General features: G+C 57.3%; 22 protein-coding genes. 3 read left to right on the top strand and 19 right to left on the bottom strand.

Features of this window, described 5'->3' with window-relative positions; genetic code table 11:
* The first annotated feature begins 100 nt into the window (after window positions 1-100).
* Complete coding sequence (locus RDK48_RS10115; protein ID WP_298994703.1) at window positions 101-1,018, top strand: LysR family transcriptional regulator; 918 nt, start codon at window positions 101-103, stop codon at window positions 1,016-1,018.
* A gap of 169 nt (window positions 1,019-1,187) precedes the next feature.
* On the opposite strand, the gene RDK48_RS10110 is transcribed toward RDK48_RS10115, so the two are convergent.
* The 9 genes from RDK48_RS10110 to RDK48_RS10070 form a co-directional block, all read right to left on the bottom strand.
* Complete coding sequence (locus RDK48_RS10110; RefSeq protein ID WP_298994701.1) at window positions 1,188-3,107, bottom strand: sensor domain-containing diguanylate cyclase; 1,920 nt, start codon at window positions 3,105-3,107, stop codon at window positions 1,188-1,190.
* Window positions 3,108-3,416: 309 nt separating this feature from the next.
* Complete coding sequence (locus RDK48_RS10105) at window positions 3,417-4,103, bottom strand: CBS and ACT domain-containing protein (RefSeq protein WP_298994699.1); 687 nt, start codon at window positions 4,101-4,103, stop codon at window positions 3,417-3,419.
* 96 nt (window positions 4,104-4,199) lie between these two features.
* Window positions 4,200-4,982: a fumarate reductase iron-sulfur subunit gene (locus RDK48_RS10100; RefSeq protein ID WP_192113719.1), complete on the bottom strand. Its 783-nt coding sequence runs from the start codon at window positions 4,980-4,982 to the stop codon at window positions 4,200-4,202.
* Window positions 4,983-4,992: 10 nt separating this feature from the next.
* A complete protein-coding gene (locus RDK48_RS10095) occupies window positions 4,993-6,849 on the bottom strand; it encodes a fumarate reductase flavoprotein subunit (RefSeq protein ID WP_298994696.1) in 1,857 nt (618 codons plus the stop codon).
* A 9-nt stretch (window positions 6,850-6,858) separates the two neighbouring features.
* Entirely contained in the window at window positions 6,859-7,488 is a 630-nt protein-coding gene (locus RDK48_RS10090; RefSeq protein WP_298994693.1) for a succinate dehydrogenase/fumarate reductase transmembrane subunit, read from the bottom strand.
* 93 nt (window positions 7,489-7,581) lie between these two features.
* Window positions 7,582-8,145, bottom strand: a complete 564-nt coding sequence (locus RDK48_RS10085) for a Fe-S-containing hydro-lyase (protein WP_298994690.1) — start codon at window positions 8,143-8,145, stop codon at window positions 7,582-7,584.
* Window positions 8,146-8,154: 9 nt separating this feature from the next.
* Window positions 8,155-9,000, bottom strand: coding sequence for a fumarate hydratase (locus RDK48_RS10080; RefSeq protein ID WP_298994687.1), 846 nt, complete (start codon window positions 8,998-9,000; stop codon window positions 8,155-8,157).
* Window positions 9,001-9,033: 33 nt separating this feature from the next.
* Window positions 9,034-10,395 carry an SLC13 family permease gene (locus RDK48_RS10075; RefSeq protein WP_298994684.1) on the bottom strand — a complete coding sequence of 454 codons (1,362 nt, stop codon included), beginning with the start codon at window positions 10,393-10,395 and terminating at the stop codon, window positions 9,034-9,036.
* 717 nt (window positions 10,396-11,112) lie between these two features.
* Window positions 11,113-11,736, bottom strand: a complete 624-nt coding sequence (locus RDK48_RS10070) for a flavodoxin family protein (RefSeq protein WP_298994683.1) — start codon at window positions 11,734-11,736, stop codon at window positions 11,113-11,115.
* Between RDK48_RS10070 and RDK48_RS10065 the strand changes: the two genes are divergently transcribed.
* A complete protein-coding gene (locus tag RDK48_RS10065) occupies window positions 11,735-11,893 on the top strand; it encodes a hypothetical protein (RefSeq protein WP_298994681.1) in 159 nt (52 codons plus the stop codon). The two genes, RDK48_RS10070 and RDK48_RS10065, sit on opposite strands and share 2 nt — an antisense overlap.
* A 138-nt stretch (window positions 11,894-12,031) precedes the next feature.
* Here RDK48_RS10065 and RDK48_RS10060 read toward each other — a convergent pair whose 3' ends face one another.
* From RDK48_RS10060 to RDK48_RS10050, 3 genes are read right to left on the bottom strand one after another with little or no spacing between them, the layout of a single operon-like run.
* Entirely contained in the window at window positions 12,032-12,967 is a 936-nt protein-coding gene (locus RDK48_RS10060; RefSeq protein ID WP_298994680.1) for a WcbI family polysaccharide biosynthesis putative acetyltransferase, read from the bottom strand.
* Window positions 12,968-12,979: 12 nt separating this feature from the next.
* Window positions 12,980-13,393, bottom strand: coding sequence for a 6-carboxytetrahydropterin synthase QueD (queD, locus tag RDK48_RS10055; RefSeq protein WP_298994679.1), 414 nt, complete (start codon window positions 13,391-13,393; stop codon window positions 12,980-12,982).
* Window positions 13,390-13,557: a hypothetical protein gene (locus RDK48_RS10050; RefSeq protein WP_022657287.1), complete on the bottom strand. Its 168-nt coding sequence runs from the start codon at window positions 13,555-13,557 to the stop codon at window positions 13,390-13,392. The genes queD and RDK48_RS10050 overlap by 4 nt, the downstream gene beginning before the upstream one ends.
* Window positions 13,558-13,711: 154 nt before the next feature.
* On the opposite strand from RDK48_RS10050, the gene RDK48_RS10045 reads away from it, so the two are divergent.
* Entirely contained in the window at window positions 13,712-14,773 is a 1,062-nt protein-coding gene (locus RDK48_RS10045; protein ID WP_298994677.1) for a DUF1848 domain-containing protein, read from the top strand.
* A gap of 54 nt (window positions 14,774-14,827) precedes the next feature.
* Here the strand turns inward: RDK48_RS10045 and RDK48_RS10040 are convergent, their stop codons facing one another.
* The 7 genes from RDK48_RS10040 to rfbD form a co-directional block, all read right to left on the bottom strand.
* Window positions 14,828-15,778, bottom strand: a complete 951-nt coding sequence (locus RDK48_RS10040) for a radical SAM protein (protein WP_298994676.1) — start codon at window positions 15,776-15,778, stop codon at window positions 14,828-14,830.
* 54 nt (window positions 15,779-15,832) lie between these two features.
* The gene (locus RDK48_RS10035; protein WP_298994675.1) at window positions 15,833-16,996 is read right to left on the bottom strand and encodes a metallophosphoesterase; all 1,164 of its coding nucleotides are present in this window, start codon (window positions 16,994-16,996) and stop codon (window positions 15,833-15,835) included.
* A gap of 6 nt (window positions 16,997-17,002) precedes the next feature.
* Window positions 17,003-20,491, bottom strand: coding sequence for a DNA polymerase III subunit alpha (gene dnaE / locus RDK48_RS10030; protein WP_298994673.1), 3,489 nt, complete (start codon window positions 20,489-20,491; stop codon window positions 17,003-17,005).
* A 173-nt stretch (window positions 20,492-20,664) separates the two neighbouring features.
* Complete coding sequence (locus RDK48_RS10025) at window positions 20,665-21,162, bottom strand: hypothetical protein (protein ID WP_298994671.1); 498 nt, start codon at window positions 21,160-21,162, stop codon at window positions 20,665-20,667.
* Entirely contained in the window at window positions 21,159-21,953 is a 795-nt protein-coding gene (locus tag RDK48_RS10020; protein WP_298994668.1) for an HD domain-containing protein, read from the bottom strand. Before RDK48_RS10020 ends, RDK48_RS10025 begins: the two co-directional genes overlap by 4 nt.
* A 67-nt stretch (window positions 21,954-22,020) precedes the next feature.
* Window positions 22,021-23,190 (bottom strand): DUF3179 domain-containing protein, encoded by a 1,170-nt coding sequence (locus RDK48_RS10015; RefSeq protein WP_298994665.1) that lies wholly within the window; start codon window positions 23,188-23,190, stop codon window positions 22,021-22,023.
* Window positions 23,187-24,074, bottom strand: a complete 888-nt coding sequence (rfbD, locus tag RDK48_RS10010; RefSeq protein WP_298994662.1) for a dTDP-4-dehydrorhamnose reductase — start codon at window positions 24,072-24,074, stop codon at window positions 23,187-23,189. Before rfbD ends, RDK48_RS10015 begins: the two co-directional genes overlap by 4 nt.
* Window positions 24,075-24,211 lie beyond the last annotated feature (137 nt).

Raw genomic sequence — 24,211 nt, 5'->3', positions numbered from 1 at the left:
TTGGCAGAAATTTGGCAAGTGAGGGTTTTTTCTGCCAACGACAACGGGCGGCTTGCGGCATAAGATATGAGATGATAGTCATCATGGCAAATGAATAAAAATGAAAGAAACAGTCATAAATGGTGAACAAATGGAAGTGTCAGACCTGCGCACATTCATGGCCGTCATGGAAACCGGCAGCATAAGCCACGCCGCCAAGGCTTTGCACCGGGTGCCCTCGGGCGTTACCGCCCGCATCATGCTGATGGAAGAAGAACTGGGCATCCAGCTGTTTTTACGGGAAAAAAAGCGCTTGCTGCCCACTGCGAGGGGGCAGACGCTTTACACCTATGCCCGCCGGATAACCGCGCTGATGGATGAAGCCGAGCTGTGCGTGAAGGGTATGGAGCCGGGCGGCAGGCTACGCATTGGCGCACTGGAAAGTGCGGCTGCGGCACGTTTGCCCGAAGTTCTGGCCCGCCTGCACGCGGAATATCCCGGCATTGAGCTTGAGCTTGTGATAGGTACCAGCAGTTCCCTGTACGGGGATATTCTGGAAAACAGGCTGGATGCGGTATTTGTGGTTGATGCGCCCAGCGATGAACGGCTGGAAAGGATGGAGGCCTTTACTGAGCGGTTGGTGCTGATTGCCACCAGGGAGCATCCGCCCATCCATACGCCGGACGACATAGGGCGCAAGGCCGTGTTGGCTTTTCAGGGAGGGTGCGCCTACCGGAACAGGCTGGTGAACTGGTTTCGGGCCTACGGGTGGGAACCGCAGCATATCGTTGAGCTGGCTTCGTACCACGCCATTGTGGGGGGCGTTATTGCGGGCATGGGGGTTGGTGTAGTTCCGGCATCGGTTCTTGAATTGTGCCGCACCAACGGCATGCTTTCCGTGCATACGCTCGAACATCCACTGTGCGATGCCGTAACCGAGCTTGTGTGGCGTAAGGGTATGGCCTCGGCCAACGTGGCGGCGGTCTGTCGTTGCCTCACAAGATGTGAGCAAAAAACGGCTGCCATTTCCGCAGGATAGCTGACGTGGGCTCCCCTCATTTGCCGCCGGGGCTGCGGTGCCAGCAGCAAGGCTGAATCACCCCTTGAGCATTGCCTCAAAACGATCTGCGGAACGGCCAATGCTTGCTGTTCCTCTGTCCGATCTGAACCGGCTCGAACTGGACGCGTCTGTTGGGGCCAGTTCGGGCTTATGCCAAAGGCGCGGTTTCAAAAAAGGTATACGTGTCCTTGCCCTTCTGCTTGGCGCGGTACAGGGCTGCATCTGCACTTGCATACAGCTCGCTGAAGTTTTTGCCATGCAGGGGAAAGAGCGCCACGCCCATGCTTGCGGCAAGGTGGTGCTGCCCCTCGCCTCCGTAGGTGGTATGGCGGATGCGGTTGCAGAGTTCTTCAAGCTTTGTGGTCAAGGCCTCAATGCTTTGCTGGCATGTAAGAACAATAAATTCATCGCCGCCGATGCGGCCCACCAGATCACTGGGCGCAAAGGCCGCCCGCAGACTCTGGGCAAACTCCTGAATTATTCTGTCGCCCGCAACATGGCCCAGCGAGTCGTTGAGTTCCTTGAAGTTGTCTATATCAAGCATAATCATGGCAAGCGCGCCGGCGTCGCACTGATGTTCCGTCAGGTGTCTGTCAATAAGCACTTCTGTGGTCATTTTGTTGTAAAGACCAGTTAGGCCGTCCTTTTGGGCCATATCCTGAAGGCTGAGTTCCTGCCTTTTGTCTTGGTCAATGTTCTGGCGGCAAATGACAATGTGGATGGAATCATTCTCTGCCCAGCGCAAAATATAGCCGGTTTCCCTGAACCAGATGTACTGACCGTTGCTCTGCATGCACTGGAAATCGCAACTCAGCTTGTTACGCTGCTCCTGCAGGGCTGTGCGTATGGATTCCGGGCTGAAGGTTTTCAGGTACAGGTTCACATGCTCGGGCAGGATATGCTTTGCCACAATGGTTTGCAGCATTGTGCTGTATGATGTGCTTGGCTTGAGGCCCAACTGCTGCATAAACTTTTTTGTGCCCTCGCCGCAGGCAACATCATTGGTTATGTCAAATTCAACAATGCTGTCATAAATGTGCGATGTGGCGTTTTGAAGTATGGCGTGATACTTCAATTCTTCCGCAATGGTGAGGGAAATTATCTTGTTTTTATATCTACGTATTATTGCTGTTACAATAAAAATGACAATTATCATTGTAAAGCCAACAACAATAGCACCAGTGTAGTATTTTGTTCTGATCTGTCTGATTATCTCAGAAGTGTTTTTGTCTGTAATGAGGAAAAGATCAGGGGCTGGAAGGTAGCGCGTGACAGCATAGCCGTCGGTGCCATGGCCAGAATACCATGAGTCTGAAATTTCTGTGCTGTTCTTTTTCAGGGTATTTTTTACTGCGGCAAAGGTCTGTGCGGAATAAATATCTTCGGCAGATATGCCCTGCGCGGATGAAGATATCTGGATGGCTCCATTGGCGTTCACAAGATATGATTTAACCGCAAATTGCTGCTCATACTTGATAAGCATGGCCTGAATGGAGGTTACAGTAAAGCCAACCCCCACTATCCCCACGGTTTCATTATTCTTGTTTTTAACAGCACAGTTTACAAATACAGTAATGGTATCGTGCGCAGCTTTGTCGTTATCAATATTGAGTGAATATTCCTGATTGCTTGCAATAAATTCCCGTACCCATTTGTTCTCAGGATTAGAATGGTCAACAATGCGGTCAACACCAGAAAAATTGTAGTAACGGTCTGTCTGCATGGAAACAAGAAAGACAGAATCATAATTGTATTTTTTTCTGTAGGCAGCAAGGTATTCCCTGATGTTCAGCGTATACGCCGGGTTTTTCAGGTTTTCCTTTTCCTGCGAGAGAAAATTTATCAAAAAACTGTCGTGCGCCATTGTCAGCGAAATATGTATGGATTGGGCAAAAATGGCGTCAATCTGATACATCATGCCTTCTGAGGCCAGGCGCGTCACGCTTTCCGCTTCTTTTTTCAGGGTGTCCACATTGGAACGGTAGCCTATTACAGACGTGACAGAAAAGCCGATAACAATAATCAGGCAGATTATGAAATTGGTACGGAAGGCGTAGTTCTTGTGCATGGAGCTTCCTGAAGCGTGAGGCAGACATGTCTGCAACGAGTGATGAGACGGGATCCGGATGTCCGAAAGCGAATGCGCCGGTGCTGGACGGCAAAGCGCCTTTGCCTGTGCGGGAATGTCTCCCTCCCTGCAACACGGAATGCCGTTTTGTATATCGTATTGCAGAAAGGAAGCCAAGGCGTCTACTTGGAAATATGCCGATGGGCATAAGAAAAAGCCGCCACGACCCAGCAGCCGTGGCGGTACTTTTACCGCGTATTCACGGGGCCTGCCCCGCAGCCAGCGCACTGTGAGCCGGGAGGGTGAGGCTTAGCCCAGATTCACGTTGGACTTAAGGTAGAATTCGTCCTCGCGCGCCCAGTAACGCAGGCCGGGATGGTCGCGGAACTGCTCAAGCGCAATATTTTGCGACATGGCATCGGGGCCTTTGAAACGTATCTTGACCTGACGCATGCCATCGTTTGAAGCCGACGACAAGACAGAAATAATGCTCATGCCATGCGCCTTGAGCCTGTCGAGCAGTTCGCGCAGAGTGCCTGGCTGATAGGGGACCACAAAGCCCACCTCAACGCCGGGTTGTTCTGCGCCGCTTATGTCGAGCAAGGCCTTGAACACATCCCATCCGGTGATGATGCCCACCAGTTTTTCCTCGTCGTTCACTACGGGCAGGCAGGCAACATGCTTGTCGATCATCCTTTTGGCAGCCTGCTCAATCGTGCTTTTGTACGTGATGGTCACCGGGTCTACCACCATGACATCCCTGACTTTAGTTTCGCTCATGATTTCCAGAAGCTCAATAATTTCGAGCCCCGTGGACTTGTTGGGAGCAAAGCTGCGGACATCGGAGGACGAGATAAGCCCAACAACGACATTGTTGGAATCAACCACAGGGAGTCGGTTTATCTTGTGTTCCTTGAACAGCTTTCGGCTCTGGAGCAGGGTTGCGGTCGGCGGAATGGATACTACCTTGGATTGCATCCAGTCGAGTACTAGCATGGCATCCTCCCTGAGGGTTGTGCGAGGGTAACCCCTCCCGTCTGGTGGAAATGGAATGGGCGGCTTACGCCAACCCATTCCATGAGGGAAGCGTTGTTATTTGGAACAGCCGCATCCACAGCCCTGCAATTTGTTACGTATAAATTCAGGCAAAATACCGCGCACAGACTCCATGGTCACCATGCGGCGCATGATGCCCAGTTGATCCTGAAGCGGCAGTTGCTTGGGGCATACATTGTCGCAGGCCAGCAGGCCCATGCAGCCAAATACGCCGCTGTCATCGCCGATCAGTTCATAATAGTCCGCAGGGGTGCGGTTGTCGCGCGGGTCAATGTAGAAACGCGCCATACGGTTGATGGCCGTTGCGCCAATAAAGTCCTCGCGCATGCGGGCCGTGCCGCAGGCCGCCACGCAGCAGCCGCACTCAATGCAGCGGTCAAGTTCGAATATCTGGGTGGCCAGTTCATTATCCATGCGCTCTTCCTGCGCCTTGGGGTCAAACTCTTTTGTGGTGTGTATCCACGATTCGATCTTGGCTCCCACATTGCGAAACCACGTACCCGTATCCACCGAGAGGTCGCCCAAAAGCTTGAAGACCGGCAGGGGATGCAGGGTGATGTGGCTTGGCAGGTCGCTTGTCTGCGTGTGGCAGGCCAGACCGGGCCGCCCGTTGATGACCATGCCGCACGAACCGCAGATGCCGGCGCGGCAACAAAAGTCGAACTGCAAGGAGGCGTCCTGCGTTTCGCGGATCATGTTCAGCGCAATAAACAGCGTCATGCTGTTGTGTTCTTCAAGCTGGAATGTCTGCATATGGGGATGCGAGAGCGGATCCAGCGGATTGTAACGGAATATTTCAAACGTCAGATTGCGTCCCATATGGCTCTCCTTACCCCTGTTGTGCGTACGGTACGATTTTTTCCGGGCTGATGTCGGCGGTTATGATCTTGCCGCCGCCGTATCCACGGTCGCCGGGGGGCAGAATATAGAACGGCGTTGCCGGTTCGTACTTGAGGGTGGGCAGGGTGTCGCCTTCCTTCCAGTAGGCCAGGGTACGGTTGAGCCATTCCTTGTCGTTGCGCTCGGGGTAATCCTCGCGGGCATGCGCGCCTCGGCTTTCTGTACGCATCAGCGCGCCGTAAGCCGTGCACAGGGCCAGTTTGAGCATGCCCGGTACGCGCAGGGCCATGGAAAGCTCTGCATTGGGGCCGGGGATGTTGCCGCTGGCAAGGCGCATGTTCTTTGTGCGCTCCAGCAGTTCCTGCAACTTGGCAACGCCTGCTTCCAGATCCTTGCCGTTACGGAAAATACCCACATGCTCCATCATGATGTCCTGCATGGCGTTGCGCAGGGTGTAACAATCATCGCCGGTACCGCGCATCAGGGCAGAGATGCGCTCCTTGACCTTGGTGGCGGCATCCTTCATTGCCTGGGTGGAGAAAACAGTTTCGTAACCTTTGAGGAATTCCACCAGTTTTGCGCCGACAATGCGGCCGGAAACAATGGTTTCTGCCAGTGAATTGCCGCCAAGACGGTTGAAGCCGTGCATGTCCCAGCAGGCCGCCTCGCCAGCGGAGAACAGCCCTTCCAGCCCATAGGCGTGACCGTCCTTGTTGATGCGCACGCCGCCCATGCTGTAGTGGTGAGTGGGCCTCACAGGAATAAGCTGGTGGATGGGGTTTACGCCCAGGAAGTGCGTTGAGATGTCATACACTTCGCGCAGGTTTGTGGTGATGTGCTTTTCGCCCAGATGGCGGATATCCAGCCACAAGTGCTCACCATAGGGGCTTTGTACGCCAAGGCCCTTGCGCATGTGCTCGGTCATGCGGCGTGACACCACGTCGCGCGAGGCAAGCTCGGCCTTTTCCGGCTCATAATCGGGCATAAAGCGGTATTCGTTCACGTCCAGCAAAGTGCCGCCGTCGCCGCGGCAGCCTTCTGTGACCAGAATGTCCGTGGGCACGGTGCCTGTGGGGTGAAACTGCACGGCTTCCATATTGCCCAGAGGCACAACGCCCGTTTCAAGGGCCGTGATCTGGCCGCCGCCGTCGCAGATGATGGCATTGGTTGTGGCCCGGTAAATACGGCCATAACCGCCCGTGGCGATAAGCGTGCCCTTGGCGAAATAACCCACCAGTTCGCCGGTGCGCAGGTCGCGGGCAACGCAGCCCATGCAGCGCTGTCCATCGTGGATCAGAGCCTCGGCCTGCATGCGGTCATGCACGTCAACGCCCAGTTGCAGCAGACGGTTATCAAGGGTGAACAGCACGGCGTGGCCTGTGCCGTCAGAGGTGTAACAGGTGCGCCACTTGGCCGTGCCGCCAAAGGCGCGTGAGTGAATCAGCCCCTCGTTTTCCTTTTTTTCCGTTGCCTGAAAGGGCTTGCCGCCTTTGTAGTAGGTGTGTTCGCCGGGCACAACGCGGCTCCAGGGCACGCCCATCCAGGCCATTTCGCGCATGGCGATGGGGCCTGTCTCGGCGAACAGGCGGGCTACTTCCTGGTCGCAGCCCCAGTCGGAACCCTTGACCGTATCGTTGAAGTGCACCTCGGGGCAGTCGCCCTCGCCCATGATGGAGTTGCCCAGCGCCGCCTGCATGCCGCCCATGGCGGCTGATGAGTGCGACCGCTTGGGCGGCACCAGTGAAAGACAGATAACGCTGAAACCCGCCTGCGCCGCTTCCACGGCAACGCGTTCCCCAGCCAGGCCGGCGCCTATGCAAAGAACATCGCTTTCAAAAACTCGCATACGCACCCCCTATCCCAAGAACCACACGCGGGTCAGAGCCGCCGCGCCGAGCAGAAGATAACAGCCCATGACAATCCAGGTCCACTTGCGCCACGCCGGGCGCGTGGCCTTGACGCACACGCCGAACTTGACGGCCAGGCGGTACACGCCAATGCCCGTATGCAGAATGACGCAAGGTAGAAAGAACACGTAGAAGGCCAGCCAGCCCGAGTGCAGGCGTTTGGCGCTGCCCGCCACATTGATGGGCAGGTCGGTCATGACGCCGTAAATGTGGTAGAAAGCGCCTGCCAGAATAACGATGGCCGTAAAAACCTGCACCAGCCACAGCCACGTATCCACTTCCTTGAGGCCCTTGCTGTGCTGCACAAACACGCCAAGCTCATTGGCGCGGAAGGGCATTTTGCGGGCTGCAATGTAAAAATGGAACAGGATTAGCAGCATGATGACGGGGGCCGCCACCTGTGCAAGCATGGTTACTTCAAGCAACCATGCAATACCGTTGGTCAGTGCGGGGCTAAGGACGACCGTCCCTTCCAGCACGAGATGCACGCACACAAAAAGCGCCAGCACCGCGCCAGAAGCCGCTTGCCAGAAATCAAGGCGGGTTCGGTCATCGACAGGGGATCTGCTCAAGGCCATACCTACTCCTTCATAAAGATATCAGGCATTATAAAACGGCGCGGCAGCCCGCGCCACGTTTCAGCACTTGGCATGCACAGGGGCGGCCGCAGGTCAGGATCTTCTGTATGGGGCCTGCCCTGTCTCGTAGTAGTTGTCGCCCGTGCTATCAATGACCACAATGGCGGGAAAATCTTCCACTTCCATGGCGGCCACGGCTTCCGGGCCAAGGTCTTCGTAGGCCAGCACCGTGTATTTTTTGATGCTGCGGGCGATCAGAGCGCCTGCCCCGCCCACGGCGGCAAGATACGGCACGCCATGTTTTTTCATGGCTTCCACCACTTCGGGCTTGCGGTAGCCCTTGCCGATCATACCTTTCAGGCCTTGATCAAGCAGGCGGGGGGTGTAGGCATCCATGCGCCCCGAGGTTGTAGGCCCGGCAGCGCCGATCACTTCGCCGGGTTTGGCCGGGCTTGGCCCCACGTAATAGACGACTGCGCCCTTCAGATCCACGGGCAGGGGTTCGCCCCTGTCCAGTGTTTCCACCAGGCGTTTATGGGCCGCGTCGCGCGCGGCAAGAATGGTGCCCGAAATCAGTACCCGGTCGCCCGCGCGCAGTGAGCGTGCGGTGGCATCGTCAAAAGGAGCGCGTATTTTTTTCATCTGGTTTTCCGACATGGCGGCCTCCTACAGCGTAACTTCGGCGTGGCGCGCCGCGTGGCAGTTGATGTTCACGGCCACAGGCAGGGAGGCAATGTGGGTGGGCGCCCACTCCACATGCACTTTCAGCGCCGTAGTCAGCCCGCCAAGGCCCTGAGGGCCGATGCCGGTCTTGTTGATAAGCTCAAGCAGTTCTTCTTCAAAGGCCGCATAGCGCGGATCATGGTTGCGGCTTTCAAGGTCGCGGGCGGCGGCGCGCTTGGCGCAGATGGCGGCCATTTCCATGGTGCCGCCAAGGCCAACGCCCACCACCATGGGCGGACAGGAATTGGGGCCTGCTGCCAGCACGGCATCCAGCACAACCTTGCGCACGCCTTCGATGCCGTCAGCGGGCACGAGCATTTTGACCACGCTCTTGTTTTCAGAGCCTGCGCCCTTGGGGGCCAGGCGCAGGCGCAGCGAATCGCCGGGCACAAGGCGGGTGTGGATGACGGCGGGTGTGTTGTCGCGCGTATTTTTGCGTTCAAACAATGGTTCCGCCACACAGGATTTGCGCAGGTAACCGTCCACATAGCCCCGGCGCACACCCTCATTGACGGCGTCTTCAAAGGCCCCGCCCACAATGCGCACATCCTGTCCCACGTCGGCAAAAACCACGGCAAGGCCGGTATCCTGACAAATGGGGATGCCGTCGCTGGCTGCGATAGACGCATTTTCCAGCAGTTGCTCAAGAATGTTTTTACCCACGGGCGAGGGTTCCGCCTCATGCGCCCTGCGCATGCCGTCCACCATATCCTGCGGCAGGCGGCAACAGGCGCGCACCGCAAGGTCAGCAACAGCGCGCGCTATGTCCTCAACACTGATTTCCTTCATGTCTTCCTCTTTGTCTGTACGACTACTGCTGGCCTATCCATGGAAAGGCCAGATCAGCGGGATAAGCAGCCAGCACATAATGAGCGAAATCAACTGCAAAGGCCAGCCAGCCTTGACATAATCCATAAAGTTGTATCTGCCGGGGCCAAGCACGATGGTGTTGGGCGGGGTGGCAATGGGCGTCAGGAAGCAGCATGATGCCGACATGGCAATGCCCATGGCGATGGGCAAGGGTGAAATGCCGCTGGCAAGAGCAATGGGCAGGGCCAGCGGGGCCATCAGGGCCGCAGTGGCGGTATTGGACATGAAGTTGGTGATGGCGGCGGTGAGGGCGCAGCACACAAACATGAGCATCCACGGGTCATTGACCGTGCTCACCACAGCGTTAGCCACAATGGCGGCTGCGCCGGACTTGTCCATGGCGGCCGACATGGAGAGCATGCCCGCAAACAGAAAAATTGTTGTCCAGTCAACGCTGCGGAAGGCTTCGCGCATGGTCATGCAGCCTGTTATGACCATAAGGCAGGCGCCCAAAACGGCGGCGGTGGTCAGGGGCATGAGTTCGCTGGCCATCATGGCGACCACAAAGGCAAAAACTAGCACCGAGTGCCACATTTTGTGTTCGCGACGGATCTTGGCGTCAACTTCAATGTCGTCTTCGCTGTCGTCATGCAGTTTTTCCGGCAAAAATTTGTGGCCGATAACCGCATAATAGAGCAGGCCAACGATCAGCAGGGGCATGCCGATAAGGCCAAATTCAAAAAAACCAAAGGGGCTTTGCCCGGTCTGGGCCAGCATGGAGTTGATAATGCCGTTGGGGGGCGTGCCTACAAGCGTTACCGTGCCGCCCAGTGAAGAGGCAAAGGCAACGGGCATAAGCACCTTGCCGGGCGCGAGCTTGGCCTTGATGCACATGCCAAGCACCATGGGCACGGCCACAACTGTGGTGCCGGTGTTGGAAAGCACGGTGGAGAGCAGGCCGATGGCCGCCATGGTGTATACGATGAGTTTAACCGGATTACCCTTGGAAAGCTTGACGGCCAGGCCGCCTACCTTGTCCGCAAATCCGGTTATAAACGTGGCTTCGCCCACGATGAACATGGCCATGAAGAGAACAACGGTGGGGTCGCCAAAGTAGCCAAAGGCAACCTTGGACGAAATCACATTTGTGAGCGACAGAGCCACCGGTACAAGCAGCGCCGTAATGGGCAGGGGGACAATTTCCGTAAAAAACATCACCGCAGCAACCAGCAGGATGCCCAGGGTGATGTATGCCTTGGTGGGGTCTTCAGGAAGTTTGATGCCAAGGGTGGAGGCGGCAAAGGCTTCGTGCCCGGCTAGAAGTGCAAGCACAAGCGCAAGCAGCATCAGCATCCACGGTGATGATTTTTTCATCAGCTAACCTCCTGCAGCATAAAAATTACGGTTCCCTGTACTCTCTTTGAGCAACTCGGCAGGCAATGGCAGGGAAAACAAATGGATATCATCAATAATGCCAGATATGAAAAATCGTGGCAACAATATTATGCTGAATGATTGATCAATCTTTATAATTTATTCAGTGTATGCAGTATGAAATGTATGAAAAATTTTTATGTCCAATAGTATGTAATAAAAATCACAAATATGCATATTGTGCTGTCTAAATATTTATAAAATTAAAATATTGTAGTAAAATGATCTTCATTAGTTGTCATATTGTATAAAATTTATATTGCTATTTTAAGTGAAGGTGTTTCTTTTTGCACAAGGCGCATGTTCAGCGCGAATGAACATGCATATGGTCTCAAAGATAAATCGCAGATGAGCGGATAAAACTTTATCAGCTTTGCCGCGATGTTGGATGTTGCAATTCTCTGCATGCAACGCGTGTGAGGGATTATGCCAGAGCGTATTCGGAGGCTTGGGCGCGGTGGCCCACAAGCCGAGATACGTTGTTGCATAAAGCGTGGGGACGTAAAACGAACAGGCGGGCAATAAAAAGGCTGCCCGAAAATATTTTCGGACAGCCTTGATCACTGGTATCTGTCTGTCACTGTGGGGTTGAGGTTGCCCCGCAGGTTGACTGGTGTTGCAGGAATCCCCGCACAACGTCTCAAATCGTACTCTATTCTAGCGGATAAAGTTGGTGGGATCCCACGGTTCAGGGGTTGGGGTTGCCACGCCAGCGGCCTTGCCAGCGGCAATGCACTTGAGCAGCCACGCCATGTTGTCGCCAAGGGTGCGCATGATCTGCAAGCCTTCCTTGTCCTGCATTACCTCGTCCGGCGTATTGCCGTGCACAGCGTTCCAGTACTGGGAAGAAACCACGGGCATGCGCGCAATGGTAAAGTATTTGTTCAGCCGGTCAAAGGATGCGCTGGCCCCGCCACGGCGGCAGCTCACCACTGCGGCGGCGGGCTTGAAGGCATAGTGGAGGGACTTGCCATAGAACATGCGGTCAAGAAAGGAGCACACGCCGCCGTTGGGGCCGGCGTAGTAAACAGGAGAACCCACAACAAAGCCGTCTGCCTCGCGCAGCAGGTCAATGGCCTCGTTAACGTGGTCGGCATTGAACACGCAATGCCCGGTATCCTTGCACTTGCCGCAGGCAATACAGCACTGTATGGGCTTTGCGCCCAACTGGAGCATCTGCGTTTCAACGCCGTTTTTTTCAAGCTGCGCCGCAACCGTGGACAGGGCGGTAAAGGTACAGCCCTTGGGATGCGGGCTGCCGTTGAGCATGAGTACCTTCATGGAAATCTCCTTTTGGGTGCAAAATACCCGCCCGCGCGATGCGCGAAACGGCGAGGCCAGTGAACCCGTATCGATTTTTGTTGGTAAAGCCAGCCAGATGTCGGGCTGTGCAGGCACGGCGGCAAGCCTGTGCGTAATTTTGTCTCTGATTTCTTGACCTGCCAACAGTACGCAATGCCTTTCACGTGCGCAAGCAACGCTGGGGCCTGCCGCCATTGACCCTTGTGGGTTTATACGTGTTTGCCGACTCTGCACCAGCCACGGCTTCAGAAACAACCACGTCTGCAAGTCAACATTAGCCAGCAATATCTCTTGCGGCCAGCCGCAGGGCGTCCGGCGAGAGATTTTTCAGAAAGGTCAGAAAGTCCGGCACATTATTTGCGCGGCATGCCATGTAGCACAGGGTATATTCCCTGTGCGTGAGCAGGGAGTGGAAGATGGGCCAGTTTTTGTCCGCGCTGGCAAAGGGCAGGCGCAGCGCGCTCCCCACCGCCGGATGGATGGGCAGCCAGAAATCTTCAAGTGGGTGAACATATGCCCCGCGTGTGGAGGGGGGCAGAGCGCCAAGGCCCAACAGACGCAGCAGGCTGTCTGCCATGTGGAACAGCAGTTCGCGTCCTGGGTGGTTGACCGTGATAAACATCTGTTCATCACGCCAGCGCTCGCGCAGCAGCGGCGCGCAACGTATGGGGGCATCGGCCTCCTTGGCTTCCTCACGCGCAAGCGATTCTTCAGCCTGCGCGTTGAGCGCGTCCGCATTGCCCAGCAGCGAGGCTGCGCCGCGCAGATAGAGGGTCAGCGCCTCTTGCGGCGTGACTTTTTGCAGCAGCGTCTCCAGCAGGCTGTCGGCAAAGTTGATGCGCTCATCGCGGGACCAGAAGGGCCAGTAACCCTTGAAAAACAGATTGGGAATCTCAATGGTCTGGCAGTGTTGCGGCAGGCGCGGCAGCATCTGTTCTGTGGAAAGGTCGCCCCACTTGGGCGCAAGGCGCTGGTAGAGAAAAAGCTCGCAGCGTTCAATATCGCTGTCTGCAATACTCTGCCGGGTGTAATTCACATACTGGCGGATGTAAAAATGACTGGCAAAGGCCGGGGTGTTTTCCAGCAGGGGGCGCAGGGCATCGCCCTGGCAGTTGGCGTGCAGAAGACACAGAGCCTTGGTCATGTTGGTTCCGTCTGTCTTGGGTGAGAGGGGGGCGTATTCTTGGGGTGCGCCAACGTCCGACCCCATGCGCGACCTGAATCAGTCGTCTACTTCCATGTAGGTGGCGCTTTGCGCGGCTTTTTCAGACACTGTGACGCTGTAAAGCCGCACTTGCCGGGCCTGAGGATCTTCATGTGTTGCCAGCAGTTCCGCCATGCCCCGCCAGATATGCCGGGCAAGATTTTCTGAAGAAGGATTCATGACGTCAAAGGGCGGCGTTTCGTTGAGCAGGCGGTGGTCGAGTGCGTCAAGCACGGTTTTAAGGCCGCTCTTGAGCGTTTTAAAATCAAGCAGCATTTCAGTGTCCGGGGTCAGGCGCTGCCCCTGCACGGTCAGTTCCACCGCAAAATTGTGGCCGTGCATGCGCTCGCACTTGCCCTCGTAATGCCGCAATGCATGACCAGCAGAAAAATCGTCCCGCACGGTCAGCCGCCAGAAAGCGCCCTTTGTCATGACAGTATCCAGTAGACCACGAAGGCCGAAATAATGACAACAATGATCGCCAGCATGATGCGGGCGTTCTGGTTCCATTCAAAGCCTGGATGTGGATCATCCAGATCAGGGTCGCCAGTGGAGGGCGGCGTGAAGAGGCTTTGCATCCAGGAAAAGAAAGACATGAATTTCCAGTTTGTTACAGGTTGTTGATTGTGCTCGCCTGTAAGCATAACAATTGCGCCGGATAAGTCAAAATGCACGTCAGAGCGATGGTTTCAGGCAGGCCGCATGCCCCGTGCAGTTGACGAAGCCGCGCAGCCCTGAAACACTTTGGGCATGAAATGGCGTACTGCACAGATAACCACCGCATCGGGGCAGACAAGCAACGCTGTTGCTCCGGAGATCATTGCGGCCAGCCGGGCAACGGATATTCCGGCTTTTTACGCACCCTGGTTTATCAACAGGTTGCGCGCCGGATACGCCCGCTGGATCAATCCCTTCAACAATCGGCCCCAGTTTGTGTCCTTTGCAAACACGCGGGTTGTCGTGTTCTGGAGCAAAAATCCGCGACCCTTGCTGCCCTTGCTGCCGGAGGTGGAGGCGCGGGGACTCGCCTGGTATCTGGAATTTACACTCAATGATTATGAGGCTGAAGGCTGGGAATCCAATCTGCCGCCGCTTGCCCAACGTATCGACACCTTTCGCCGTTTTGCGGACGCGGCAGGGCCGGAAAGGGTTGTGTGGCGCTTTGACCCCCTGATGCTGGCCGGGCAACTGGCGCAAAATCCTGACGGTTGCCATGTGTTGCTGGACAAAATGGCCCGCATCGGCAGAGCCCTGAAAGGCTGTACCCGCAAGCTGGTGTTCAGCTTTGCCGACATCGCCGACTACCGCAAGGTGCGGGAAAATCTGCGCCGGGCGGGCCTTGCCTGGCGTGATTTTACGCAGGCGGAAATGCAGGCCGTGGCAGCGGGGGTAGCCGCTCTTGCTGCGGAAATGGGCGCGGAACCCTGCACCTGTGGCGAAAAGGGGGACCTCTCGGCATGGGGCATCAGCCATAACCGCTGCACAGACCCGGAACTCATCCTCAAGCTCACCAACAGGCACCCGGACATGCTGCGCCTTTTTGGCATTGCGCCGCAGCGGCAACTGGGCCTGCCCCTGGAAATGCCCTCAGGCGCAAACATTGCCAGCACACCGCATGAGTATCCGCGCGACCCCGGCCAGCGTGCCGTGTGTCTGTGCGTACCCTGCAAGGATGTGGGCCAGTACGACACCTGCCCCCACGGCTGCGTGTACTGCTACGCCAATACCTCGCCCGCCGTTGCGGCCCGGAATTTCCGGCGGCATGACCCGGAGGGGGAGAGCATTTTTGCAGAACCGGAACGGCCCGCCTGACATCGGGCCTGATTCATCTGCCTGATTTTGCGCTGGGCGCAGAGCCAGAGCGGGCTACTGAAAAAATTTGCTGCGTGCGCTGTCAATGCGTTCACGCAGCGGTGCATCCACAAAAAACAGCTCGCAAGCAAGAGCCAGTTCCTGCGCCCGGTGCATAAAATACGCGGCTGCAGTAATGGAATGCTCACTGACAGCGCCAGCATTTACTTCTAAAAAATTGAAGGACAACTGTACCTTCACTGCACCGAATCGGCGGCAGATCTGGAAAAACTGCTCAACGTCGGCGATCTTGTTGTTTTCTTCAAAAATTATGTATTTGATATCAATTTGTTCTGGCGTGATTGCTGCAACAAAATACTTTTCCATCGAAGCCATCACGTCATTCCACCAGTCGCCGCCCTTAACGCGGGCATAGGCTGCGGCATTGCCGGAATCAAGACTGATGTTGATTTTGCCGCCGCCGCTGGAAAGCAATTCGTCAATCCAGGCAGAATGTCGCAGTGCATTGGTGTGCACGTACTGAAAGTAGTCATGCTCGCGCAGCCAGCGGCCTGTCGCTTCAAAATCGGGCAACAGGGTGGATTCTCCCCCGCCCCAGCTTATGGCGCAGTTCTTTTCCAGTGCGTCCTGCTCGTACAGACTCTGGATGGCGGGAAGAATGGCGATGGGGCGCGGGTGTTGTCCTGGCTTCCACAGGTCGCAGTAGACGCAGCGGCAGTTGCAGATGTGCCTGTGGTGATTCAGGGAAAGAACGGCAAATCGCAGCTTGGGCACACAAACGGAATGCGAAAGGGGAACAAGATCGGGGCAGCCCGCGCATACCTGGGGATTCTGCTTCTGTACTTCCTGCGCAACGCTGGCGATATGGCGGGTATATGCCTCCATATCCACCGCGCCGCCTGCAAAAGAAAAACTCGGCACCACGATATTGTGCGTATTGCAGCAGGGTTGCAAGGCCCTTTCTTCAAACACAAGTTCCCGAACAAACCTGGAGCAGAATAACACGCGGCCTCCTTCCGGAACAAGATGTCCGGGGCGTCGATCATCCCGTGGCGATAGCTATGGAGCGGCATTGTCCGCAGAAGCAAAATGCACCGTAACCAGCAAGACCTCAGCGCGGCCCGTGGTACGCAGGGGCGGCCCCCATGTGCCAGTGCCTGCGCTGACGATAGAGTGGAAGTTGCCTTTTGTCAGCAGGCCCAGCGGGTTTTCGTATCTCAGTTCCGTCACAAAGTTAAAGGGCCAAAGCTGCCCGTTGTGCGTGTGACCTGACAGCACGAGCGCAGCGCCCGCCTGACGGGCTTCGTCAAGGGCGGCGGGCTGGTGATCCATGACCACAAGGGGGAGGCTGCGATATTTTTCTGGCAGGTCGGCCAAAATTTCTTCCATGCTGCCCCGCTGGATGCCCGTAAAACCGGGCTTGCTCAAATCATCCCTGCCAGCAAGCACAAAGCTGTTGTCCACCACGGCCCACTGGTCGCGCAACACCTGCATGCCCACAGCGCGCAGAAAATCCAGACTTTTATCGATGGAACCAGAGATATATTCGTGGTTGCCCGGCACAGCCCAATGCCCAAGGCGCGGCTGGGCCACAGCAAGCGCTGCGGCGGTGGCTTCCACATCCAACTTTATATGGTCGTCAATGATGTCGCCAACATAGAGGATTGCGTCCGGCTGCTCCGGGGCCAGCAGCTCGATGGCTCTGCCTAGCCGACCAGCGGTGAGAAGGCGCCCCAGATGCATGTCGGTAATAACGCCCAGTTTCAGGGGTTTGTCCACGTAGGCGCTGGGTACTGGGCCTTGTGTGCGGACAGTGATGTCGTAGTGCCGCAGTACGGGGAAGGCCGCGTTGAACCAGCTGCCCACACCCAGCAGCAAGGGCAGGCCCATGACCAGCAACACAGCGCCCCAGCGTGGGGTGGCGGGCGGCATTGCGCCAAACAAACGTGCCCCAAGGCCCCAGATGTCGGCAAGCAGCACAAGCGCAAAGGCGTAGAAAGCCACGCCCATCCAGAATGCCCCGGCCCGAATCAGCCACACATGGGCAAGGGTATCGCCATGCCCCTTGTAGAGCAGGGGAAAGGCCGCGCCCAGAGCGAGCACCAGGATGCAGAGCGCGATGCGCAGCCAGCCAGTGCCGGAAAGCGCGCGCCACAGCCACCAGGATATCCAGCCGTTGATAATGGCCAGGCCGATGCCTGTTACCAGAAAAAATCGGAACATATGGTTTTATGAAGCCCAGGCGGCAAGAGCTTTATCCAGATCCGGCCCGGGGCGTACTTTCAGAGTGTTGTCGAGGTGCAGGATGCACACGTGCCCATCAAGAAAAACCTGGGCATGCGCTTCCACCGGGCCGGGGAATTTTTCCAGAAGGTTGCGCAGAGCCAGCATGTCTTCTCGCCCAAGGCGGTGCTGCGGTATCTGTACGCATATAGGGGTGTCGCTTTGCCCGCAGGCTTCGGCCAGCGAGCGGGCGGTCTGGCCCATCAGCTTGATTTCGCGCGGACCTTCGTCTGCTTCTTCATCCATATCGCCGTTATCCCCGTTGTCTGCCTGGCTGTCGAGCCGCGCCACAAGGCAGATGGGCTGTTCTGAACGTAAAAGATCGCGGCATTCGGCGTAAGGGCGGGGAAAAAAAGTCACTTCGGCGTGGCCGGTGAGGTCTTCAATCCCCACAAAGGCCATGCGCTCGCCCTTGGATTTTGTCAGTACTTCCTTCACGCTGACCACCAGCGCCGCGCAGCGGATTTCCGCACCGGGGAACAGTTCGCGTGCGTCTTCCAGCGTGGTGAGGCCCAGGCGGCGGATCTCGCGAGAGAAGGGTTGCAGCGGATGGCTGGTCAAAAAGAAGCCCAGGGCTTCCTTTTCTGCCCGCAGTTTGTCGTCGTCAGCCATTTCGGGCAACGAGGCTTCGGGGCAGTCAAGGCCGATACCGGGTTGGGGCGCGCTTTCCACCACCGGGGCCATGGAGAGCAGCGATACCTGGTTGGATGTTTTGTCCTTGGCCTTTTTTTGCGCGCGGGCAACCACAATTTCAATGGCCGCCAGCAGGGCGGCGCGGGGTACGCCAAAGCAGTCGCAGGCGCCGCCTTTGACGAGCGATTCAAGCACGCGCTTGGTGACCTTGCGCAGGTTTACCCGGCAGCACATGTCGAACAGCGAGGCAAATTCGCCGCCTTCGGCCCTGGCTTCCACAATTTCGCGTATGGCTTCATCGCCCACGTTCTTGATGCCGCCAAGGCCAAAGACCACCTTTCCGCCGTGGGCCGTAAATTCGCGCTGGCTCTGGTTTACCGAGGCCTGCACCACATTGATGTCCATGTCCTTGCAGCACGAGACATACTTGAGCAGCTTGTCCTGATTGCCCATTTCAGAGGTGAGCAGGGCGGCCATGAACTCGACCTTGTAATGAACCTTGAGAAAGGCCGTGTAGTACGAAATGAGGGCGTAGGCGGCGGAGTGCGACTTGTTGAAGCCGTATTCGGCGAACTTTTCCATCAAGTCGAAAATTTCGTTGGCCTTGTCCTTGTCGATGTTGTTCTTTTCCGCGCCGGTAACAAAATTGACGCGTTCCTTGGCCATGGCTTCGGCTTTCTTTTTGCCCATGGCGCGGCGTAGCAGGTCGGCCCCGCCAAGCGTATAGCTGGCGATGATCTGGGCGATCTGCATGACCTGTTCCTGATAGACGATAACGCCGTAGGTATCGCGCAGGCATTCTGTAAGCGACTGGTGCGGATACACCACGGGCACCTGCCCGTGCTTGCGCTTGATGAATTCGTCCACCATGCCCGAACCGAGCGGGCCGGGGCGGTACAGGGCCAGCATGGCGATGACGTCTTCAAAGCACGAGGGCTTGAGCATGCGCAGATACTGCCGCATGCCCGAACTTTCCACCTGAAACACGCCGTCCGTGTCGCCACGGGCGTAAAGCTCGTAGGTTTCCGTATCCGTAAGCGGCAGGTTGTCAAGATCCGGCGGTTCATGGCCCTGAAGGCTGATGTTGTCCAGGGTGTCCTGAATCAGGGTCATGGTTTTCAGGCCAAGAAAGTCGAACTTCACAAGCCCGGCTTTTTCCGTCATGGGGCCGTCAAACTGGGTCACAAGTTCGCCGCGTTTGCCCTGATAGAGGGGGAGGTATTCCTCCATGGGCTTGTCTGAAACCACAAGCCCGGCGGCGTGGGTGGAGGCGTGGCGGGCCAGGCCTTCAAGGCGGCGGGCCGTGTCCAGCAGGTGTTTGACCTTGGGGTCGGAGTGGTAAATGTTTTCCAGCTCCGGCTCTGCCTCCAGCGCCTTCTTGATGGTCATCTTGAGGTCGGCGGGCACCAGTTTGGCGATGCGGTCAGTCTCCGCAAAGCTCATGCCCAGGGCGCGGCCCACGTCGCGCACAACGCCCTTGGCCTTCATGGTGCCGAAGGTGGTGATCTGCGCCACCGAGCCTTCGCCGTAGGTTTCCACCATGTGCTTGATGACCTCGACGCGGCGGCGTTCGCAAAAGTCCACGTCGATATCGGGCAGGGAGACGCGTTCGTTGTTCAGAAAGCGTTCAAACAGCAGATTGTAGGGGATGGGATCAAGGTTGGTGATGCGCAAAGCCCACGCCACCAGCGAACCGGCGGCGGAACCACGCCCCGGCCCCACGGGAACATTGTGGTTTTTTGCCCAGTTGATGAATTCCTGCACGATGAGGAAGTAACCGGGAAAACCCATTTCAAGGATAACGCGCAGTTCGTACTGCAAGCGGTCCCGGTAGAGCTGAACATCAATCGTGTCTCTGTCGGGATGTTTCTCCAGCCGTTTTTCCAGCCCTTCTTCTGCCAGCCGCCGAAATTCGGAATCAAGGCTGGCCCCTTCCGGCAGCTTGTACACAGGGAAGTAGTGATGGCCGAAGTCCAGCTCCACATTGCACTGCTCGGCAATGCGCATGGTGTTGGCCAGGGCTTCGGGCACGTGGGCAAAGGGCTTTTCCATCTCTTCGATGGATTTGTAGTACAGCTCATGGGTGCCAAAGCGCATGCGCTTTGGGTCGTCCATGGTAGTTTGCGTCTGAATGCAGAGCAACACTTCGTGGGCTTCGGCATCGTCAGCGGTGAGATAGTGGCAGTCGTTGGTGGCAACCAGCGGCACGCCCGTGGTTTCCGCCAGTTCCAGAAGGGCGTTGTTGGCCTTGGTCTGCTCGGGCAGGCCGTTGGACTGCAACTCAAGATAAAAACGGTCGGGATAGATATCCGCGTATTCCCGGGTGAGGTTCAGGGCCTTGTCCATGTCGTCCGCAAGAATGGCGCGGGGGATTTCGCCCGCGATGCAGGCCGAAAGGCAGACAAGGCCTTCGGAATACTTGCGCAGCAGGGGTTTATCCACGCGGGGTTTGTAATAAAAACCCTCGAGGTAGCCCTGTGTGACCAGCTTGACCAGATTGTGGTAGCCCGTGGTGTTCTGGGCCAGCAGAATCAGGTGGTTGCGGCGGCGCGCCAGAGGCGAATCCGTGCTTTTATCCTTGTGGTCGTGGCAGACGTAAACCTCGCACCCAAAGATGGGTTTGACGCCGTAATCCTTGCAACCCTGATAAAAATAGGCCGCGCCAAAGAGGTTGCCGTGGTCGGTGATGGCGCAGGCGGGCATGCCGAAATCCTTGGCGCGGGCGCACAGATCCTTGATGCGGATGGCGCCGTCAAGCAGGCTGTATTCGGTGTGGCAATGAAGATGGACAAAATCTGACATGAAAACTCCAGAAGCGGAAAAGGCGGGCGTTACCGGCGCAAAGGCCTGACAGGCGTGCGCCTGAACAGGGTGCGGCAGCGCCAGAGCAGCTTATAGCACAGGCAGGGGGGGCCTTCAAGGCGGGGCCGTGAGGTCAGAAATGTGGGCTTGACGGCGTGGGGAGGTTCAACGCCTCAGGCGCGCTGCAAATGCAGCAGGGCCGCAGCTCCGGCAAAAATGGGGCGGCGCTTGTGCACCAGCGCATTGCATTGGTGCACAAGCCCCTCAATGCCGCCCCTTTGAATAAAACTTGCTTGAGGTGCCCCGTCTGCCACTGCTGTTCTGCGCGTTTTCGTTAGCGTCATGAGGGCGCGCGCCGCCAGCGTTGCGGGCAGCTCGAGGTTGCGTTCCGCCAGCTTGAAATCAGCTACCAGGACTATTTCAGCGCTTTCAAGCGCGAGCCGCAGCAGGGCCTCTGCCTGCGCCTCTGGCAGATAAAACAGCGCAAAAGCCATGCGCACACAGGCCAGGGGCGCATGGATGGCGCTTCGCAATGTCTGCGCATCAGGATTGAGCGGGGCATGCGCGTGCGCATCCGGCCACGGCACACGCCGCGCCAGCGCCTCCTGCGGAAAAAATGCAGGGCAGACAGGCAAAGCGTCAAGGCTGGCTGCCATGTGCGCTGACGTCACTGCGCATTCTCCAGAATATGCAGCAGACAGTCGCGGGCTTCGGCCTGCGGAACGTCGTCCGGCATGCGGCGCAGCAGATTTTGCGCATGCCCGTCCTTAAGGAATTTGCGGCGGCTTGAAGCAAAGTGCAGATCAAAAAACCATGTCCCCAGCAGCAGGCGAAAATCGTTGACGCAGCGCAGGTCCACATAGGCCGCTACGCGTTTTTCGCGCACAGCCGTGAGAACCGCCTCGCTGGCGATGGTGGGGTCGTCCGGCTGTTGCAGCACTACCGTGGGATTATATGGGGCTGGGCCGCTCAAGTGCTCGTCCATGACCCGCAGAATATCCAGTTTGTCCGCATCGCGCACCACATTGGTGACCAGAGCGATGTTCTCCGGCGTCCCCTTGGGCAGGGCAAAACGGTTGTGCATGCCCACCGCCGCCATGACCAGCTTGCGCATTTGCGGCGTCTCGCTGACGAGGCGGCGTTCGGCCTTGAGAACACGTACGCCCATCTGTCCGTGATTGCACGATTCCCTGTCTCTGAATGTGTGGTAGCGCAGATACTGCTCAAACCGGCCCACATCATGATACAGGGCTGCCAGCAGGCAGGCCCGCGCGGTCTGCGGGTCAAAGCCCTCGCCTTCAACGGTGTGCCGGGCATTTTCCAGCACTTCAAGGGAGTGCCGGAGTTTGAGATCCATGGGCGAGGCATCGCCTTGTTCCAGGGCTGTTTTGGCGGCGGCATATGCAGTAAACCACGCCAGATGCAAGGATATGTCGGCGGATGCTGTGACAGTGCAGTTCATGGGTAATCAAATACGCTCTGGTTTTACGCAATGCAAACGGCTTGACCGGGGCACGTGGGCTGTTGGGTTATTCCCCCGGCGGGGCAGGCGAGAGCAGCTTTTCAGGCACCTCGCCGGGGCCGGGAATGACCAGTGTTTCCGGATTCATGCTGTACCATGCAAACCACATGGAATACGCGCCGTAAAACTGCGGCATGGACGCGCCCTTCATGTTGCCGTCAAGCGCCACGCCCGTGGCAGGATCCCACTGGCTGCGCGTGGTCAGATCCATGAGCTTGCCGTTCTGGGATATGAACAGGAATGGCTCGGCCCATATCTGGCGGTTAAAAAGACGCACAACCTCAAGGCCCCGGTCATAGACTGCCAGAAGGGCATTGGGCCCCACAAAAAAATTCACGGCCCCCTTTTTGCGCACATAGCCTATGTCGATAGCCAACAGGTATCCCTCATATTCGATGCACAGCATGGGCGTTTTGCGGGCAAAACGTTTGTCCGTGCGCTCCACTGGATAAATGAGCCTGTCGTTATCGTAGTAGGTTCCCTTGCGCAGGTAGTTGCCGTAGGGATCGCGCCCGTAGGGCTTGTTGCCGTTAGGCTTGGCAAGTACCAAGGCATGCGGAAAGGTGCGCTTTGCCGCGCCCCAGGTTGTCCAGTATACAGGCACCATGGGGAGCCCTCGGCCCAGCAGGGGGCCGTCAAAGGCCATGCCTGTTTCCTGTAGCCAGAGACTGCCGGAATTGCGGTCAATCAGAACGCTGTTGCCGTCGTAGAGGCGGCCTTCCGTGTCAAAAATAAGGTTCAGGCCCCCCATGGAAGAATCATAGGCCATGAAGGTGCCGGTGGTGGGACAGTAGGTGATGGCGTAGGCCTTGTCGTCCACGATTTCGTTGACAACCTGATGCCATACCATGATGCGTTGCGGGTAAACGCGCGCCCCCCCTTGCAACATGGCGATAAACACCACCTCGTCATCGCTGAGGCTCAGGTTTGCATCCTGAATGCGGTCGTAGCGCGGGCGGTACAAGGAAGGGATGGAGCCGTATTTGACGCCTGTTTCAATCAGCTTGCCGTTGACGGCGGCAAGCTCCTGCAAACTGCGCGGCCTGGCCTGAGCGTCATCGGCATTCCAGAGCGCGGTCAGCGTGAACAGCGTGAGGGCCGCCGTGACCATGCAAAGCGCCCGCCATGCGGGCAGGCTGGCTAAAAGCCGCGCAGGGCAAGGGCCTGGTATTGTCACTGCGTCCCGCCTTTGCTGGTGTGCGCGGGCAGGTAGTCGCTAAAAACATAGTCTCGCAGGGCCTGGGGCCACGGGCGAGGAGACTTGCCAAGAAAGGCGGCCAGCTTGCTGTTGTCCAGCACGGAAAACACGGGACGGCGCGCTTTTTGAGGCCATTCCGCCGAATCAATGGGCACAACCCGGCACGGGGCCCCGGCCAGAGAAACAGCTTCGCAAGCCAGATCACACCAGCTTGCCTGCCCGCCGTTTACCGCATGCCAGATGCCTGTGGCCCTCTTTTCGGCCAAGGCGATGCTCCAGTGCGCCAGATCAAGCGTGTAGGTGGGAGAACCTGTCTGGTCATGCACCACGTTGATGGAATCGCGGCGCTGGCAGGCGGCAAGGATAGTATCCACAAAATTTTTGCGGCCTGGGCCAAAAAGCCATGCGGTACGTATGACGCACGAGCGGTCCGGCAGTGTTTCCAGAACGGCCTTTTCGCCTTCAAGCTTGGTGCTGGCGTATACAGATGCCGGTTGGGGCGTATCTGTTTCTTTCCAGGCGGTGTCGCCCGCACCGGAAAAAATGAAGTCCGTGCTGAACTGCACGAGAAATCCGGCCCCCTGCGCCTTGAGGCAGCGCGCAATGGAGGCGGGCAAGGCGCGGTTGAGCTGGCAGGCTTCTTCCTTATGGTCTTCGGCATCGTCAACAGCCGTCCAGGCCACAGTGTTGAACACCACATCCGCCTGCGCCTCTGCAATGGCAGTTTGCAGAAACGCCATGTCCAGCAGATTGCCGTTTTGGCGGCCAAGTGTTGCAACTTCCCACTCGCGGGCTTTGAGCACTCGCGTCAGGGCCTGGCCCAGAAGGCCAGTTGCCCCCCCAAGTACCAGAGCTTTTGCCATGCGACCCCCAATGTTTGCCCGCCAGCGCTGTGCTGGCGGTATCCAGGCCATTCTCCGGCACATTATCCTCGCATTGATGCCGGGGTCAATACAATACAGGCAGGTCAACATCAATTTCATACGAAGCCGCTTGGGCA

The organism is uncultured Desulfovibrio sp. (assembly GCF_902477725.1).
Classification (GTDB): Bacteria; Desulfobacterota; Desulfovibrionia; order Desulfovibrionales; family Desulfovibrionaceae; genus Desulfovibrio.
The sequence above is the reverse complement of the archived record's forward strand: the minus strand, read 5'-3'. Positions and strand labels throughout refer to the sequence as shown.

Coding starts and splice junctions, on each gene's coding strand:
- RDK48_RS10115 (WP_298994703.1), top strand. CDS start 101: ATGAAAGAAACAGTCATAAATGGTGAACAAATGGAAGTGTCAGACCTG.
- RDK48_RS10110 (WP_298994701.1), bottom strand. CDS start 3,107: ATGCACAAGAACTACGCCTTCCGTACCAATTTCATAATCTGCCTGATT.
- RDK48_RS10105 (WP_298994699.1), bottom strand. CDS start 4,103: ATGCTAGTACTCGACTGGATGCAATCCAAGGTAGTATCCATTCCGCCG.
- RDK48_RS10100 (WP_192113719.1), bottom strand. CDS start 4,982: ATGGGACGCAATCTGACGTTTGAAATATTCCGTTACAATCCGCTGGAT.
- RDK48_RS10095 (WP_298994696.1), bottom strand. CDS start 6,849: ATGCGAGTTTTTGAAAGCGATGTTCTTTGCATAGGCGCCGGCCTGGCT.
- RDK48_RS10090 (WP_298994693.1), bottom strand. CDS start 7,488: ATGGCCTTGAGCAGATCCCCTGTCGATGACCGAACCCGCCTTGATTTC.
- RDK48_RS10085 (WP_298994690.1), bottom strand. CDS start 8,145: ATGTCGGAAAACCAGATGAAAAAAATACGCGCTCCTTTTGACGATGCC.
- RDK48_RS10080 (WP_298994687.1), bottom strand. CDS start 9,000: ATGAAGGAAATCAGTGTTGAGGACATAGCGCGCGCTGTTGCTGACCTT.
- RDK48_RS10075 (WP_298994684.1), bottom strand. CDS start 10,395: ATGAAAAAATCATCACCGTGGATGCTGATGCTGCTTGCGCTTGTGCTT.
- RDK48_RS10065 (WP_298994681.1), top strand. CDS start 11,735: ATGGAAATCTCCTTTTGGGTGCAAAATACCCGCCCGCGCGATGCGCGA.
- RDK48_RS10070 (WP_298994683.1), bottom strand. CDS start 11,736: ATGAAGGTACTCATGCTCAACGGCAGCCCGCATCCCAAGGGCTGTACC.
- RDK48_RS10060 (WP_298994680.1), bottom strand. CDS start 12,967: ATGGGGTCGGACGTTGGCGCACCCCAAGAATACGCCCCCCTCTCACCC.
- queD (WP_298994679.1), bottom strand. CDS start 13,393: ATGACAAAGGGCGCTTTCTGGCGGCTGACCGTGCGGGACGATTTTTCT.
- RDK48_RS10050 (WP_022657287.1), bottom strand. CDS start 13,557: ATGTCTTTCTTTTCCTGGATGCAAAGCCTCTTCACGCCGCCCTCCACT.
- RDK48_RS10045 (WP_298994677.1), top strand. CDS start 13,712: ATGAAATGGCGTACTGCACAGATAACCACCGCATCGGGGCAGACAAGC.
- RDK48_RS10035 (WP_298994675.1), bottom strand. CDS start 16,996: ATGTTCCGATTTTTTCTGGTAACAGGCATCGGCCTGGCCATTATCAAC.
- dnaE (WP_298994673.1), bottom strand. CDS start 20,491: ATGTCAGATTTTGTCCATCTTCATTGCCACACCGAATACAGCCTGCTT.
- RDK48_RS10020 (WP_298994668.1), bottom strand. CDS start 21,953: ATGAACTGCACTGTCACAGCATCCGCCGACATATCCTTGCATCTGGCG.
- rfbD (WP_298994662.1), bottom strand. CDS start 24,074: ATGGCAAAAGCTCTGGTACTTGGGGGGGCAACTGGCCTTCTGGGCCAG.